At 73.9% G+C, this 15,355-nt stretch carries 16 protein-coding genes; 14 read left to right on the forward strand and 2 right to left on the reverse strand.

Going from position 1 to position 15,355, the window contains the following annotated elements:
• Positions 1–52 precede the first annotated feature (52 nt).
• From murC to EDF32_RS06080, 13 genes are all read left to right on the forward strand, one after another.
• Positions 53–1,411 carry a UDP-N-acetylmuramate--L-alanine ligase gene (gene murC, locus EDF32_RS06020; protein WP_233565759.1) on the forward strand — a complete coding sequence of 453 codons (1,359 nt, stop codon included), beginning with the start codon at positions 53–55 and terminating at the stop codon, positions 1,409–1,411.
• Complete coding sequence (locus EDF32_RS06025; RefSeq protein WP_123307581.1) at positions 1,411–2,433, forward strand: cell division protein FtsQ/DivIB; 1,023 nt, start codon at positions 1,411–1,413, stop codon at positions 2,431–2,433. The genes murC and EDF32_RS06025 overlap by 1 nt, the downstream gene beginning before the upstream one ends.
• A 143-nt stretch (positions 2,434–2,576) precedes the next feature.
• Entirely contained in the window at positions 2,577–3,848 is a 1,272-nt protein-coding gene (gene ftsZ, locus EDF32_RS06030; RefSeq protein WP_123307690.1) for a cell division protein FtsZ, read from the forward strand.
• Between the two features lie 2 nt (positions 3,849–3,850).
• Complete coding sequence (locus EDF32_RS06035) at positions 3,851–4,642, forward strand: polyphenol oxidase family protein (RefSeq protein ID WP_123307582.1); 792 nt, start codon at positions 3,851–3,853, stop codon at positions 4,640–4,642.
• Positions 4,643–4,762: 120 nt separating this feature from the next.
• Entirely contained in the window at positions 4,763–5,236 is a 474-nt protein-coding gene (locus EDF32_RS06040) for a cell division protein SepF (RefSeq protein WP_123307583.1), read from the forward strand.
• 37 nt (positions 5,237–5,273) lie between these two features.
• Positions 5,274–5,564: a YggT family protein gene (locus tag EDF32_RS06045; protein ID WP_123307584.1), complete on the forward strand. Its 291-nt coding sequence runs from the start codon at positions 5,274–5,276 to the stop codon at positions 5,562–5,564.
• A 186-nt stretch (positions 5,565–5,750) separates the two neighbouring features.
• Entirely contained in the window at positions 5,751–6,425 is a 675-nt protein-coding gene (locus tag EDF32_RS06050; protein ID WP_123307585.1) for a DivIVA domain-containing protein, read from the forward strand.
• Between the two features lie 130 nt (positions 6,426–6,555).
• The gene (locus EDF32_RS06055) at positions 6,556–7,017 is read left to right on the forward strand and encodes a TraR/DksA C4-type zinc finger protein (protein WP_123307586.1); all 462 of its coding nucleotides are present in this window, start codon (positions 6,556–6,558) and stop codon (positions 7,015–7,017) included.
• Positions 7,018–7,054: 37 nt separating this feature from the next.
• The gene (lspA, locus tag EDF32_RS06060) at positions 7,055–7,654 is read left to right on the forward strand and encodes a signal peptidase II (RefSeq protein ID WP_123307691.1); all 600 of its coding nucleotides are present in this window, start codon (positions 7,055–7,057) and stop codon (positions 7,652–7,654) included.
• The gene (locus tag EDF32_RS06065) at positions 7,654–8,583 is read left to right on the forward strand and encodes an RluA family pseudouridine synthase (protein ID WP_123307587.1); all 930 of its coding nucleotides are present in this window, start codon (positions 7,654–7,656) and stop codon (positions 8,581–8,583) included. Before lspA ends, EDF32_RS06065 begins: the two co-directional genes overlap by 1 nt.
• On the forward strand, positions 8,580–9,080 hold the full coding sequence (locus EDF32_RS06070; protein WP_123307588.1) for a GNAT family N-acetyltransferase: 501 nt from the start codon (positions 8,580–8,582) through the stop codon (positions 9,078–9,080). Before EDF32_RS06065 ends, EDF32_RS06070 begins: the two co-directional genes overlap by 4 nt.
• 49 nt (positions 9,081–9,129) lie before the next feature.
• Positions 9,130–12,702: a DNA polymerase III subunit alpha gene (dnaE, locus tag EDF32_RS06075; protein WP_123307589.1), complete on the forward strand. Its 3,573-nt coding sequence runs from the start codon at positions 9,130–9,132 to the stop codon at positions 12,700–12,702.
• The gene (locus EDF32_RS06080) at positions 12,699–13,106 is read left to right on the forward strand and encodes a pyridoxamine 5'-phosphate oxidase family protein (RefSeq protein WP_123307590.1); all 408 of its coding nucleotides are present in this window, start codon (positions 12,699–12,701) and stop codon (positions 13,104–13,106) included. The genes dnaE and EDF32_RS06080 overlap by 4 nt, the downstream gene beginning before the upstream one ends.
• A 14-nt stretch (positions 13,107–13,120) precedes the next feature.
• Here the strand turns inward: EDF32_RS06080 and EDF32_RS06085 are convergent, their stop codons facing one another.
• Both EDF32_RS06085 and EDF32_RS06090 read right to left on the reverse strand, forming a co-directional pair.
• Positions 13,121–13,345, reverse strand: a complete 225-nt coding sequence (locus EDF32_RS06085; protein WP_123307591.1) for an RNA-binding S4 domain-containing protein — start codon at positions 13,343–13,345, stop codon at positions 13,121–13,123.
• A gap of 16 nt (positions 13,346–13,361) precedes the next feature.
• Positions 13,362–13,925, reverse strand: coding sequence for an MOSC domain-containing protein (locus EDF32_RS06090; protein WP_123307592.1), 564 nt, complete (start codon positions 13,923–13,925; stop codon positions 13,362–13,364).
• Positions 13,926–13,999: 74 nt separating this feature from the next.
• On the opposite strand from EDF32_RS06090, the gene hisD reads away from it, so the two are divergent.
• Positions 14,000–15,325: a histidinol dehydrogenase gene (gene hisD / locus EDF32_RS06095; protein WP_123307593.1), complete on the forward strand. Its 1,326-nt coding sequence runs from the start codon at positions 14,000–14,002 to the stop codon at positions 15,323–15,325.
• Positions 15,326–15,355: the final 30 nt, after the last annotated feature.

Raw genomic sequence — 15,355 nt, forward strand, 5'->3', positions numbered from 1 at the left:
GGCGCTCGCGGACCTCGGCCGCGTGCACCTGGTCGGCGTCGGCGGTGCCGGGATGTCGGTCGTGGCGCGGCTGCTCGCCGCCCAGGGGATCGCGGTCCAGGGCTCCGACGCGCGCGGCGGCCCGGCGCTGGACGCGCTCCGGGCGGACGGCGTGACCGTCTGGGTCGGGCACGACGGCGCCCACGTGGCGGGCGCCGACACGCTGGTGGTCTCGAGCGCGGTGCGGGCGGACAACCCCGAGGTCGTCGCCGCGCACGCGCGCGGGCTGCGCGTCCTGCACCGCTCGCAGGCGCTGGCGGCACTCATGCGCGGACGGCGGTCCGTCGCGGTGGCGGGCGCCCACGGCAAGACCACGACCTCCGGGATGCTCGCGACGCTCCTCGCGGGCGTGGGCCTGGACCCGTCCTTCGCGATCGGCGGCACCGTCATCACGCCCGACGGCCCGGTCGCGGGCGGGCACCTCGGCAGCGGGGACGTGCTGGTGGCCGAGGCCGACGAGTCCGACGGCTCCTTCCTCAACTACGCGCCCGACGTGGCGGTCGTGACGAACGTGGAGCCGGACCACCTCGACCACTACGGCAGCCGCGAGGCCTTCGAGCGCGCGTTCGTGGACTTCGCGGCGCGGGTGCGCCCGGGGGGCACGCTGGTCGCCTGCGGCGACGACGAGGGCGCGCGCGCTCTCGCGCACGTGCACCGCGCGACCGGGGGCACCGTCCTGACCTACGGGCGGTCCGCGGAGGACGACCTGCGGCTCGACCGCGTCGAGGAGGGCTCCCGTGCGCGGGCGCGGCTGACGCTGTCGCGGGGCCCCGCCGGGACGCCGGTCTCGGCGCAGCTGCGGCTGCGCGTCCCTGGCGTGCACAACCTGCTCGACGCGGCGGGCGCGGTCGGCGCGGCGCTCGCCCTGGGCGTGGGGCTCGACGACGCGGTGGCCGCCGTCGGAGAGTTCCGGGGCACCGGGCGGCGGTTCGAGGCGCGCGGCGAGGCCGGCGGGGTGCGCGTCGTGGACGACTACGCGCACCACCCGACGGAGGTCGCCGCCCTGCTGACCGCGGCGCGGGACGTCGCGGGCGAGGGGCGCGTCGTCGTCCTGTTCCAGCCGCACCTGTACTCGCGCACGCGAACCTTCGGACCGGAGTTCGCCCGGGCGCTCGCGCTCGCGGACCAGGTCGTGGTGACGGGCGTCTACGCCGCGCGCGAGGCGCCCGACCCGGGCGTGGACGCGAGCACGATCGTCCAGCACATGGACCCGGGGACGGCCCGCGCGGTCGAGGACCGCTTCGCGGCGGCCGCGGCGGTGGCCGACGCGGCACGGCCCGGCGACCTGGTGCTCACCGTGGGGGCCGGCGACGTGACCGAGCTCGGCCCACGGATCCTCGCGCGCCTCGAGCGGGCGGACCGGGAGGGCTGATGCGTCCTCCCGCCCGCCCGCGGACCCCGGCGCGAGCGCCGGGCGCGCCGCCGCCGCGCGCGGCGGGCGACGAACGCGCGCCGGACCAGGAGCGCGGGGCGGTCGCCGAGCGTGCGCAGGCGGGGCCGCCGGCGCCGCCCGCGCGGCGCGTGCCGGCCTCGCCGGCGGTCGGCGAGCGGTCTGCGGACGTCCGCCGCGCCGGGGGGCCGGGCGCGGCGCGCGCCGCGAGCCGGCCCGTCGTCTCGCACGGCGTCGAGGAGCGGCTCGCCGAGCGCCGCGCGATGGCGCGCCGGCGGCGCACCCGCGTCGTCGCGGCCTGGGCGGGGGGCGTCGTGCTCGTCGCCGCCGTGGTCTGGGCGCTGCTGTGGTCGCCGCTCCTGGCGCTGGACGCCGACGCGGTCTCCGTGCAGGTCGCCGGCGGCGACGGGGCGGGTCGGTACGTCGACACCGACCAGGTCGTGGACCTGGCGCGGGCGGACGTCGGCGTCCCCCTGCCGCGGATCGACACGGTGGGGCTGCGGGAGGACGTGCGCCAGCTCCGCGGGGTGGCAGACGCGCGGGTGGTGCGGGACTGGCCTCGCGGCGTGGAGGTGACCGTGCGGCCCCGCGTGCCGGTGGCGGCGGTGCCGAGCGGGGGCGACGTCGTCCTGCTGGACGCCGGCGGTGCGACGGTGGCGACGGTGCCGAAGAGCCCGGGCGACGTCCCGGAGGTCACGGTGCCGCTCGAGGTGGGCGCGGGCGGGGTGCGCGGCGCGGACGCCGCGGCGACGCGTGCGCTCCGGTCGGTGCTCGTGGTGCTCGACGCGATCCCGCCGTCCATGCTCGACGACGTCCGCCAGGTCGGCGCGAAGACCCAGGACGCCGTGACGATGACGATGCGGGACGGCGTGACGATCGAGTGGGGCAGCGACCAGGACGTGGACCTCAAGGTGCGGGTGCTCGACGTGCTCCGCGCGGACCCGTCCACGGACGGCGTGCGGGTGTTCGACGTGTCGGCGCCGGCCGCACCCATCACCCGGTGATCGGACTCGCGGCCCGACACGCGGGCGCGGTCGTTGAACGTGCGCAGCCCGGGACCTACCGTCGTTCACGGCAGAACCTGACATAACTATAACCCTCTAGTTGAGGGTGAAGGTTCAGGGCGACGAGATCGAGAGGCATGGACGTGGCTACTCCGCAGAACTACCTGGCAGTCATCAAGGTGGTGGGCATCGGCGGCGGCGGCGTGAACGCCGTCAACCGCATGATCGAGGTCGGCCTGAAGGGCGTCGAGTTCATCGCGATCAACACCGACGCCCAGGCGTTGCTGATGTCGGACGCCGACGTCAAGCTCGACGTCGGGCGCGAGCTCACGCGAGGGCTCGGCGCCGGAGCCGACCCCGAGGTCGGCAAGAAGGCTGCCGAGGACCACGAGGAGGAGATCCAGGACGTCCTGCGGGGCGCCGACATGGTCTTCGTCACCGCGGGCGAGGGTGGCGGCACCGGCACCGGTGGCGCGCCGGTCGTCGCGCGCATCGCCCGCTCGCTCGGCGCGCTGACGGTCGGCGTCGTGACCCGGCCGTTCACCTTCGAGGGGCGCCGCCGCTCGAACCAGGCCGACTCGGGCATCGAGGCCCTGCGCAACGAGGTCGACACGCTCATCGTCATCCCGAACGACCGGCTGCTGTCGATGTCGGACCAGAGCGTCTCGGCGCTCGACGCGTTCCACTCGGCCGACCAGGTCCTGCTCTCCGGCGTGCAGGGCATCACGGACCTGATCACCACGCCCGGCCTGATCAACCTCGACTTCGCGGACGTCAAGTCGGTGATGCAGGGCGCAGGCAGCGCGCTCATGGGTATCGGCTCCGCGCGGGGCGAGGACCGTTCCGTCCAGGCCGCCGAGGGAGCGATCTCGTCGCCGCTGCTGGAGGCCAGCATCGACGGCGCGCACGGCGTGCTGCTGAGCATCCAGGGCGGGTCGGACCTCGGGCTGTTCGAGATCAACGAGGCCGCCCGCCTCGTCCACGAGGCCGCGCACCCCGAGGCCAACATCATCTTCGGTGCGGTGATCGACGACGCGCTCGGCGACGAGGTGCGGGTCACCGTCATCGCGGCCGGGTTCGACGGCGGCACGCCGCAGGTGCGCAGGGACGGCCGAGCGCTGGGGCAGGTCGCCGCGCCGCGCACCGAGTCGGTCCCGCAGGTCTCGACCGCGACGGGCGCGCACGCCCTGCCACGCCCGCTCGTCCCGGTCGCGTCCGAGCCCGACGACGTCCCGGAGAGCCTGTCTCCGGCCGCGCCCCCGCGTGCCGTCCCCGTGGGCGCCGGCCAGGGGACCGACCAGCCGCGGGCGGCGCACCCCGAGGCGGGCACCGAGTCGATCGAGGTGCCCCGGATGTTCGACGAGCAGCCTGCTCGTCGCCTCGAGGAGCTCGACGTCCCGGACTTCCTCAAGTAGACGTGCTCGACGAGCCAGAGACGCGGACGGGCGGGGCGGTCGCCCCGCCCGTCCGCGTCGTCGATCTCGGACCCGGCGTCCGCGCGGGCTTCACGACGCGCGACGGCGGGGTCTCCGCGGCGCCGTGGGACGCGCTGAACCTCGGCCGCGGCGTCGGGGACGCGCCGGCAGACGTCACGGAGAACCGGGCGCGGGTCGCCGCCTGGCTGGGCGCCGTGCCCCGGTTCGGTCGGCAGGTGCACGGGGCCGTGGCGGTCCGCGCGGACGCGGAGCCGTGGGCGGGCGGCGGGGCCGCAGCGCCCGAGCCCGCGTGCGACGCCCTGGTCTCGGCGACGCCGTCGGTCGCGCTCGGGGTCCTGGTCGCCGACTGCGTCCCGGTGCTGCTGGCGGACCCGGTCGCCCGCGTCGTCGCGACGGCGCACGCCGGCCGCGCCGGTCTCGTGGCAGGCGTCCTCGGCGCGGCGGTGGAGGGCATGCTCGCGGCGGGCGCGCGCAGGCAGCACCTGCGCGCGGCGGTCGGCCCGGCGGTGTGCGGGCGGTGCTACGAGGTGCCGGCGGCCCTGCGGGACGAGGTCGCGGCCGACGTTCCCGCCACCTGGGCGACGACCTCGTGGGGCACGCCGTCGCTCGACCTGCCCGCCGGCGTCGTCGCCGGTCTCGGCGCGCTCGGCGTGCACGGCGTCACGCGCGTCGAGGCGTGCACCAGGACGGACCCGACGTGGTTCTCGCACCGCCGGGCGAGCGCCGCCGGGTCGGCGACGGGGCGGTTCGCCGGCGTCGTCGCCCTCAGGTAGGGGCCCGAGCGCCGGACCGGGTTCCACGGCACGGGCGTGTCGCACGGTCGGGCCGATCGCGGCCTGGGCTAGCGTCGTGGCACCGGATGGACGGTGGACGACGAAGGACGGAGTCGGGCGATGGCGGGATCGGTACGAAAGGCCATGCTGTACCTGGGCCTCGCTGATGACCAGCGGGTGAACCAGGAGGAGTACGTCGAGGAGTACGAGGAGACGGAGACGGACGTGGCGCAGGACTACCCGGCAGAGGTCACGCCCCTGCACCGGCCCGTGGAGCACTCGCGCTCGGCGCAGGGCGCAGGCAGCGACCTGCGGCGCATCACGACGGTGCACCCGCGGTCCTACAACGACGCGCGGGTCATCGGCGAGGCGTTCCGCGGCGGCACGCCGGTGATCATGAACCTCTCCGACATGGACGACGCCGACGCCAAGCGCCTGGTGGACTTCTCCGCAGGGCTGATCTTCGGTCTGCACGGGGCCATCGAGCGGGTCACGAACAAGGTGTTCCTGCTCTCGCCCGAGAACGTCGAGGTCACAGGCGAGGAGGCCACGCCGAAGAAGGTCACGCCGGCAGGCTTCTACAACCAGAGCTGACGGCTGGCCCTGCTCCGGCGTCTGGCACAGTTGTCCCGTGAACATCGTCTGGACCGTCCTCGGCTTCCTGCTCTTCCTGTACTGGCTCGTCCTCATCGGCCGTCTGATCTTCGACTGGGTCCAGGTGTTCGCCCGGGACTGGCGGCCGCGCGGTGTGATGCTCGTCCTCGCGGAGGGCGTCTACACGGTCACGGACCCGCCGTTGCGCGCGATCCGCAAGGTCCTCCCGCCGCTCAGCATCGGCCAGGTCCGCCTGGACCTGGCGTTCATCGTCCTGTTCGTCCTGGTGATCGTGGCGCAGCGGATCGTCGGGGGCCTTGCCTCCTGACGGTGGCAGCGGACGCGGCGCGACGGCGAGGGACCGGCGGTGGTGCAAATCCGACCTCCCGGGCCTATCGGGCGACGGGGCGTCCGGCGGGGCGGCGTGAGGGGGAGCGCCGCGGAAACTCCGCTAGTTTGGACCCTGGTGATCCCAAGATCTTCCGACCACAGCGCAACGCATTGAGGTGAGACGATGGCACTGCTGACTGCCGAGGACATTCTGAAGAAGAAGTTCTCCGCGACGAAGTTCCGCGAAGGGTACGACATCGAGGAGGTCGACGACTTCCTCGACGAGGTCGTCCACACGATCAGCGCGGTGCAGGAGGAGAACGAGGACCTCAAGTCCAAGCTGGCGGCCGCGGAGTCCCGCGTCGCCGAGCTGAGCCGGGCCGACGCCGCCTCGTCCTCCGCCCCCGCGCCCGCCGCGGAGAAGGAGCCCGAGCCCGAGCCGGCCGCCGCACCGGCGACCCCGGCCCCCGCGCCGGCACCGGCTCCCGCGCCCGCCGTCCAGGAGCCCGCCTCCGCGACCGGCATGCTGCAGATGGCGCAGAAGCTGCACGACGACTACGTGCGCTCCGGTCAGGAGGAGAGCGACCGGCTCATCTCCGAGGCCAAGGAGGAGGGCTCGCGGATCGTGTCCGAGGCCGAGGAGACCTCGCACCGGACGCTGTCCCAGCTGGAGCAGGAGCGTTCGCTGCTCGAGCGCAAGATCGACGAGCTGCGCCTGTTCGAGCGCGACTACCGCACGCGGCTCAAGAGCTACCTGCAGAACCTGCTCGGCGACCTGGACAACCGGGGCAGCGCTCTGCCGCCCCGCGGCAACGTTCCCGCCGGGAACCGGTCCGGGGACCTGCCGCCCGGGATCTGACCGCTCGTCACCGAGCCTCGCGCACGCACCCACGGCCGGTGCGCGCGACACGCAGCCGGACTTCCGGCGTGGTGTGTTGTGCGCACCGGCCGTTGCACCTACTGTCGCGTCACTCGACCGAGGAGGCGGCATGGCCAGGCTCAGCAGCACGGCACGCGCAAGGGTCCGAGAGGAGTTCCCGAACCTCTCGCGCGACGTGCGCTCGTTCCCCGTCCGCGAGTCGGAGGAACGGTGGACGCTCGGTGAGATCGACGAGCTGGCGTGGGGCCTGCTGGAGGAGCGCGACCGCCTGCAGCGGGAGCTGGAGACCGCGGACCGCGAGCTGTCCGCGCTGCTGCGCGACTCCGGCGAGGGTTCCGGCGACGACCAGGCGGACTCCGGGTCGAGCGCTCTCGAGCGCGAGCACGAGCTGACGCTCGTCAACAACGTGCGCGACCTCCTGGCCCAGACGAACCATGCGCTGGAGCGGATCGCGGACGGCACCTATGCCACGTGCGAGGCGAGCGGCGCGCCGATCGGCAAGGCGCGCCTGCAGGCGTTCCCGCGAGCGACGCTGTCCGTCGAGGCCAAGCAGCGCGAGGAGCGCCGCTGACCGGGGCCTCGCCCCCCGCGTGGCAGACTTGGCCGCGATGCCTGCCACCGATCCCGCGCCCGCACGGCGCCCGCCGAGCACGTCCCGCGCCGGCCGCCCGTCCCTGCTCGTCTGGACCGTGGCGCTCGCCGTCGTCGTTGTCGTGGTCGACCAGCTCACGAAGGCCTGGGCCGAGTCGGCCCTGACGGGCGAGCCGCGCGTCGCGCTGGTCGGCGACCTGCTCGGGCTGTACCTCGTGTACAACCCCGGCGCCGCTCTGTCCTTCGGCACCGGGATGACCTGGATCCTCACGGTCGTCGTGCTCGTGGTCGTCGTCGTCCTCGTGCGGATGCTCCGACGGATCGGTTCCACGACGTGGGCGGTGGCCCTCGGGCTGCTGCTGGGCGGCGCCGTCGGCAACCTGATCGACCGCCTCACCAACGACCCCGGCGTCGGGCGGGGCGAGGTCGTGGACTTCATCGACTACGGCGTCTTCGTCGGGAACGTCGCGGACATCGCGATCGTGGTCGCTGCGGTGCTGGTCGTGTGGCTCGCGCTGCGCGGGGTGTCGATGGACGGCTCGCGCGCGGCCGGCCGGCCGGCCGACGAGGACGAGGCGGCGGGCCCGAAGGCCCCGGCGGCGGGCGGTCCGGCCTGATGGCGTCGCGCACGTTCCCCGTGCCCGACGGGCTCGCGGGGGAGCGGGTCGACGCGGCCCTGGCCAAGATGCTCGGGCTGTCCCGGACCCGCGCCGCGGAGCTCGCCGCGGACGGGCGGGTCGTCGTCGACGGCCGCCCGGCGGGCAAGTCCGAACGCGTCGTGGCGGGCGGCTGGCTCGAGGTGGACCTGCCGGACCCGGCCGCCGAGCCGGCCCCCGCGCCGGAGCCGGTGCCCGGGATGACGATCGAGCACGAGGACGACGACCTCGTCGTCGTGATGAAGCCCGTGGGCGTCGCCGCGCACCCGTCGCCGGGCTGGAGCGGCCCCACGGTCGTGGGCGCGCTGGCCGCCGCGGGATACCGGATCTCGACGTCGGGCGCCGCCGAGCGGCAGGGCATCGTGCACCGGCTCGACGCGGGGACCTCCGGACTGATGGTCGTCGCCAAGAGCGAGCTCGCGTACACCGGTCTCAAGCGCGCCTTCAAGGAACGCACGGTCGAGAAGGTGTACCACGCGCTCGTCCAGGGCCACCCGGAACCGACGACGGGCACGATCGACGCGCCCATCGGCCGGCACCCGAGCTCCGACTGGCGGTTCGCGGTCACGGCGGACGGCAAGCCGTCGGTCACCCACTACGAGGTGCTGGAGATGCTGCCGGCCGCCTCGCTCGTCGAGGTGCACCTCGAGACCGGTCGCACGCACCAGATCCGGGTCCACTTCTCCGCCCTGCGCCACCCGCTGGTGGGGGACGCGACCTACGGCGCCGACCCGGCCCTCGCGCGACGGGTGGGGCTGACGCGCCAGTGGCTGCACGCGGTGCGCCTCGCGTTCGACCATCCGGTGACGGGCGGACGGGTGGACGTGTCCAGCGCGTACCCCCAGGACCTGGAGCACGCGCTCGACGTGGTCCGCGGGGCCTACGCGTGAGCGGCGCCGGCGGGTTCACCGTCGAGCGGGTCACGGACGACGCGGGCCTGGCGGCGGCCTACGCGCTGCGGATCGAGGTCTTCGTCCACGAGCAGGGCGTGCCGGTCGAGGAGGAGACCGACGCGCTCGACACGGCGCCGTCCACGACCCACGTGCTCGTGCGCGAGGCCGGCGGTGACGTCGTCGGCACGGGCCGGCTGCTGACCGACCCGGCCGCGCCGGGCGACGTGCACATCGGCCGCGTGGCGGTGGCCCGCGCTGCGCGCGGCACGGGCGCGGGGTCCGTCGTGATGCGCGCGCTCGAGGCGCTCGCGCTGGCCGAGCACGCGGTGGCGTCCGACGACCGGCGCGTCGTGCGGGTCGAGCTCAGCGCCCAGGTGGGCGCGGCGGGCTTCTACGAGCGGCTGGGCTACGCCGTCGGCGGCCCGGTCTACCTCGACGCGGGGATCGAGCACCGGGACGCGGTCCGGTACCTCGAGGAGCCGCTGCGTCCCTGACGGCCGTGGCGACCCCGGGGGTGTCGGCGGCCGCGCTTAGGATCGTCGCATGCCCTCCACCAGCTCCGGCACGGACGACTTCGTCCACCTGCACGTGCACACCGAGTACTCGATGCTCGACGGCGCCGCCCGCCTGGACGACCTGTTCGCGGAGACCGCGCGGCTCGGCCAGACGGCGATCGGCACGACGGACCACGGGTACGTCTTCGGTGCCTTCGAGTTCTGGTCGAAGGCGCAGGCCGCGGGGATCAAGCCGATCATCGGCGTCGAGGCGTACATCACGCCGGGAACGAGCCGGTTCGACCAGACCCGGGTGAGGTTCGGCGAGAAGGGCCAGGAGTCCGACGACGTCTCGGCCCGCGGCGCGTACACGCACATGACGATGTGGGCCCGCAACGACACCGGGATGCACAACCTCTTCCGGGCCAGCTCGCTCGCCTCGCTCGAGGGCCAGATGGGCAAGTGGCCCCGCATGGACCGCGAGCTGCTGTCCACCTATGCGGAGGGGCTCATCGCCTCGAGCGGCTGCCCGTCGGGCGAGATCCAGACCCGGCTGCGCCTCGGCCAGTGGGACGAGGCGGTGCGCGTCGCGGGCGAGCTGCAGGACATCTTCGGCAAGGAGTACTTCTACGTCGAGCTGATGGACCACGGCCTCGACATCGAGACCCGGGTCACGAAGGACCTGCTCCGCCTCGCGCAGACCATCGGCGCGCCCCTCGTCGCGACGAACGACCTGCACTACGTCACCCGTGAGGACGCCTCCTCCCAGGAGGCGCTGCTGTGCATCAACTCCGGGTCGACCCTCACGGATCCCGACCGCTTCCGGTTCGACGGCGACGGCTACTACGTGAAGTCGGGCGCCGAGATGCGCCGCCTCTTCGCCGAGCTGCCCGAGGCCTGCGACAGCACGCTGCGCATCGCCGAGCAGTGCGAGGTCTCGTTCGACACGTCGGCGAACTACATGCCGAACTTCCCGGTGCCCGACGGCGAGGACGAGGTGAGCTGGTTCGTCAAGGAGGTCGAGTCCGGCCTGCACCGGCGCTACCCGGACGGCGTGCCCGAGGCGTCGCGCGAGCAGGCGCGGTACGAGACGGAGATCATCGTCCAGATGGGTTTCCCCGGGTACTTCCTGGTGGTCGCGGACTTCATCAACTGGGCCAAGGAGCAGGGCATCCGCGTCGGGCCCGGGCGTGGCTCGGCGGCCGGGTCGATGGCCTCCTACCTCATGGGCATCACCGAGCTCGACCCGCTCGAGCACGGCCTGATCTTCGAGCGGTTCCTCAACCCCGAGCGCGTCTCGATGCCCGACGTCGACGTCGACTTCGACGAGCGCCGGCGCGGTGAGGTGATCCGCTACGTGACCGACAAGTACGGCGACGACCGGGTCGCCCAGGTCGTGACCTACGGGACGATCAAGGCGAAGCAGGCGCTCAAGGACTCCTCACGCCTGCTGGGCTTCCCCTTCGCGATGGGCGAGAAGCTCACCAAGGCGATGCCGCCCGCGGTGATGGGCAAGGACATCACGCTCTCGGGCATCTTCGACCCGAAGGACCCCCGGTACGCGGAGGCCGAGGAGTTCCGCACCATGCACTCCGCGGACCCGGACGCGCAGCGCGTGGTCGAGCTCGCCCAGGGCATCGAGGGGCTCAAGCGGCAGTGGGGCGTGCACGCCTGCGCGCTCATCATGTCCAGCGCCCCGCTCATGGATGTCATCCCGATCATGCGCCGCCCGCAGGACGGCGCGATCATCACCCAGTTCGACTACCCCACGTGCGAGGGTCTCGGGCTGATCAAGATGGACTTCCTCGGGCTGCGCAACCTCACGATCCTGGACGACGCGCTCGAGAACATCGTCATGAACGGCAAGGAGCCGGTCGAGATCGAGCACGTCGCGCTGGACGACCCGGCGGCGTACGCGCTCCTGTCGCGCGGCGACACCCTCGGCGTCTTCCAGCTCGACGGGGGACCGATGCGGGCGCTGCTGCGCCAGCTGCGGCCGGACAACTTCGACGACGTGTCGGCCGTCATCGCGCTCTACCGCCCCGGCCCGATGGGCATGAACTCGCACACGAACTACGCGCTGCGCAAGAACGGCCTGCAGCAGGTCTCGCCGATCCACCCCGAGCTCGCCGAGCCGCTGTCGGAGATCCTCGACGAGACCCACGGCCTGATCGTCTACCAGGAGCAGGTGCAGCGCGCCGCGCAGATCCTCGCGGGCTACTCGCTCGGCCAGGCAGACCTGCTGCGCCGCGCGATGGGCAAGAAGAAGAAGGAGGTCCTGGACAAGGAGTTCGTGCCGTTCCGCGCGGGAATGCGCGAGCGCGGCTACTCCGACCAGGCGGTCCAGGCGGTCTGGGACGTGCTCGTGCCGTTCGCCGGGTACGCCTTCAACAAGGCGCACTCCGCGGGGTACGGGCTGGTGTCCTACTGGACGGCCTACCTCAAGGCGAACTACCCGACCGAGTACATGGCCGGGCTGCTGACGAGCGTGCGCGACGACAAGGACAAGTCGGCGCTCTACCTCAACGAGTGCCGGCGGATGCACATCACCGTCCTGCCGCCCGACGTGAACTCCTCGGCCGCGAACTTCACGGCCGTGGGCGCCGACATCCGCTTCGGGCTGACGGCGGTGCGCAACGTCGGGCGCAACGTGGTCGACGCCATCGTCGCGACCCGCGAGGCCAAGGGGGAGTTCACGTCGTTCACCGACTTCCTCGAGAAGGTTCCCGCCGTGGTGTGCAACAAGCGGACGATCGAGTCGCTGGTCAAGGCCGGCGCGTTCGACTCGCTCGGGCACACCCGGCGCGCGCTGCTCGTGGTCCACGAGCAGGCCGTCGACTCGGTGATCGGGGTCAAGCGCAAGGAGGCGGAGGGCCAGTTCGACCTGTTCGCGGACCTCGGCGGCGACGGCGAGGACGCGATGGGCTTCAGCGTCGAGGTCCCGCAGATCCCGGACTGGGACAAGAAGCAGCGCCTGGCGTTCGAGCGCGAGATGCTCGGCCTGTACGTCTCCGACCATCCGCTGTCGGGCCTCGAGCACGTGCTGACCCGCGCCGCCGACACCGGCATCGCGGCGCTGATGGTCGACGAGGGGCGTTCGGACGGGTCGACGGTCACGGTCGCCGGGCTGATCACGTCGCTGCAGCGCAAGATGAGCAAGAACGGCAACCCCTGGGCCGCGGTGACGATCGAGGACCTCGAGGGCGCGGTCGAGGTCATGTTCTTCGGCGAGACCTACCTCGCCTACTCGACGGTGCTGGCGGAGGACCAGGTCGTGGTCCTGCGGGGCCGGGTGCGCCGGCGCGACGACACGATGCAGCTGCAGGCCATGGAGGTCTCGCTGCCGGACGTCTCGGACGTCGCGGAGTCGCCCGTGCTCGTCACTCTCCCGTCCGCGCGGTGCACGCCGCCGCTGGTCGAGCGCCTGCGCGAGATCCTCGCGACGCACCCCGGCGTCACGGAGGTCAACCTCAAGCTGTCGAGCCCCGGACGTTCCACGCTGGTCCGGCTCGACGCCGGGCTGCGCGTCGAGAAGTCGCCGGCGCTCTACGGCGACCTGAAGGCGCTGCTCGGTCCGTCCTGCCTGCAGAGCGCGGGTCAGCCGGTGAGCGCCGGGCTGTGATCCGCCTCAACCCGGAGCAGCGGGTCTTCGTCACCGAGCGGCACCTCGCGACGCTGACCACGCTGCGGGGCGACGGGTCGCCGCACGTGGTGCCCGTGGCGTTCACCTGGGACCCCGACGCGGGCGTCGCCCGGGTCACCACCAACCGGGCGTCGGCGAAGGCCCGCCACGCGGGGCTCGCGCCCGCCGGCGGCCCGCGGCCCCGCGCCGCGCTGTGCCAGGTCGACGGCGGGCGCTGGATCACGCTCGAGGGGACCGTCGAGGTCGTGACGGACCAGGACGAGGTGGACGACGCCGTCGTGCGCTACGGGCGGCGGTACCGGCCGCTCGCCGACAACCCGGAGCGGATCGTGCTGCGCCTGACCCCTGACCGGGTGATGTGCTCGACGTACATGAAGGAGTAGCCGCGGAGCGGCCGTCAGCCGATGACGGCGGACCGCTCGCCCTGCGGGGTCGCGACGGTCACGACGTCGCCGCGCACGAGCTGACGACCGCGTCGCGTCTCGACCTCGCCGTTGACGCTCACCTCGCCCTCGGCGACGAGCACGCGCGCCTCGGCGCCGGACTCCGCGAGGTCCGCGAGCTTGAGCAGCTGGCCGAGGCGGATGACGTCGGTGATCTCCACCGTGACGGGTTCGCTCATGGGTCCATTGTGCCCGCTACGGGAGGAACGGCCGCGGGGCCGGGACGCCGGCGAGACGCGGGTCGAGCGCCACGGGGCTGAGGAGCACCGCAGGTCCGCGCCGCAGGACCCCGTCGCTCAGCGGCATGCACCGCAGACCGCCGCGCCCGCGCATCGCGGCGTGCGCGCCCGGGGCCAGCACCCGGTCCATCCAGGCGCAGGGCGCGGCCTGGCGCCCGGCGCGCAGCACCACCCGGTCGTCGCCCGCGACGAGCGTGAGCTCGTGGCCGAGGAGCGGGGCGAGCTGCGCGCCGCGCAGGACGACGTTGCGCCGGGTCAGCAGCGGGTCGAGGGCGCCGGTACCGAGCTCGGCGGCGACGGCCTCGAGCGCCTCGGCGGCGAAGAGCGTGACCGCGGCGTCCATGTGGGCCGCCTTCCCGTAGAAGCGGTCGCCGACGATGCCGCGGCCCGCCACGACGCGGGCCTCGTCGGCGTCGGTGGTCCGGACGTCGGCGGCGCCGTCGCGCGGTCGACCGAAGTACGCGTGCTCGGGGGAGACGACCAGGTGGAGGACCTCGACGTCGTACGCGTGCGCAGCCACACCGCATCCTCCCACCGCGTTCTCGCCATCCGGCCAGCCGGGCCGCAGGCCGGGGTGCGACCTAGGATGGCGGCGTGATCTCCCGCATCGATCTCCGTGGCCGTACCCTGACCCGCCGCGAGCTCGTGGCCGAGCTGCCCCGGGCCGCGCTGGACGTCGAGCACGCCGCCGCGCAGGTGGCGCCGGTCCTCGGCGACGTGCGCCGCCGCGGGGCCGCGGCGCTGCGGGACCTCGCCGAGCGGTTCGACGGGGTCCGCCCGGAGCACCTGCGGGTGCCGGCCCGGTCGCTGGCCGACGCGCTCGACGCGCTCGCGCCCGCGGTGCGCGCGGGCCTGGAGGAGTCGATCCGCCGGGTCCGCCTCGGACACGCCGCACAGCGTCCCCGGGACTTCACCGTGCAGATCGCCCCGGGCGCCCAGGTGCGCCAGCGGTGGGTCCCGGTCGAGCGGGTGGGGCTGTACGCGCCGGGCGGGCTGGCCGTCTACCCGTCCTCGGTGATCATGAACGTGGTCGCCGCGCAGGAGGCCGGCGTGCCGAGCCTCGCGGTGGCGTCGCCGCCGCAGAAGGACCACGACGGGCTCCCGCACCCGACGATCCTCGCCGCGTGCGCCCTGCTGGGCGTCGACGAGGTGTACGCCGTCGGTGGTGCGCAGGCGGTCGCGATGTTCGCCTACGGCGCCGACGGGACGGAACCCCAGGACGGTGACGTGCTGTGCGAGCCCGTCGACGTCGTCACGGGACCGGGCAACGTCTACGTCGCGGCGGCGAAGCGCCTCGTGCGCGGCGTCGTCGGCATCGACGCCGAGGCGGGCCCGACGGAGATCGCCGTGCTCGCCGACGGCGGCGCCGACGCCGGTCACGTCGCCTCCGACCTGATCAGCCAGGCCGAGCACGACCCGCTCGCCGCCGCGGTCCTCGTCACGCCGTCGGTGGAGCTGGCGAACGCGGTCGAGGCGCGCGTGCACGACCTCGCCTCGGCGACCCGCCACACCGCGCGGATCGAGCAGTCGCTCGCCGGCGCGCAGTCCGCCGTCGTCCTCGTCGACGACCTCGAGCAGGGCCTGGCCGTCGTCGACGCCTACGGTGCCGAGCACCTGGAGATCCAGACGGCCGACGCCGCGGCGCTCGCCGAGCGGGTCCGCAGCGCGGGCGCGATCTTCGTGGGGCCGTACTCGCCGGTCGCCCTCGGCGACTACATGGCGGGCTCCAACCACGTCCTGCCCACCGGGGGCTGCGCGCACTTCGCCAGCGGCCTCGGCGTGCACGCGTTCGTCAAGGCGGTCCAGGTGATCGAGTACGACCGCGAGGCGCTCGCGGAGGTCGCCGACCGCATCGTCGCGGTCGCCGACGACGAGGACCTGCCCGCCCACGGGGAAGCCGTGCGGGCACGCTTCATCTGACCGGCAGGGGCCGCCCCGCGCGCGGGCGCC

The organism is Cellulomonas sp. PhB143 (genome assembly GCF_003752595.1).
Lineage (GTDB): Bacteria > Actinomycetota > Actinomycetes > Actinomycetales > Cellulomonadaceae > Paraoerskovia.

Bases quoted from the DNA above. Each gene is read 5' to 3' on its own strand.
- EDF32_RS06055 (WP_123307586.1), top strand. From the start codon at position 6,556: ATGGCCAGGCTCAGCAGCACGGCACGCGCAAGGGTCCGAGAGGAGTTC.
- EDF32_RS06040 (WP_123307583.1), top strand. From the start codon at position 4,763: ATGGCGGGATCGGTACGAAAGGCCATGCTGTACCTGGGCCTCGCTGAT.
- EDF32_RS06025 (WP_123307581.1), top strand. From the start codon at position 1,411: ATGCGTCCTCCCGCCCGCCCGCGGACCCCGGCGCGAGCGCCGGGCGCG.
- EDF32_RS06050 (WP_123307585.1), top strand. From the start codon at position 5,751: ATGGCACTGCTGACTGCCGAGGACATTCTGAAGAAGAAGTTCTCCGCG.
- dnaE (WP_123307589.1), top strand. From the start codon at position 9,130: ATGCCCTCCACCAGCTCCGGCACGGACGACTTCGTCCACCTGCACGTG.
- EDF32_RS06085 (WP_123307591.1), bottom strand. From the start codon at position 13,345: ATGAGCGAACCCGTCACGGTGGAGATCACCGACGTCATCCGCCTCGGC.
- lspA (WP_123307691.1), top strand. From the start codon at position 7,055: ATGCCTGCCACCGATCCCGCGCCCGCACGGCGCCCGCCGAGCACGTCC.
- murC (WP_233565759.1), top strand. From the start codon at position 53: ATGTCGGTCGTGGCGCGGCTGCTCGCCGCCCAGGGGATCGCGGTCCAG.
- EDF32_RS06065 (WP_123307587.1), top strand. From the start codon at position 7,654: ATGGCGTCGCGCACGTTCCCCGTGCCCGACGGGCTCGCGGGGGAGCGG.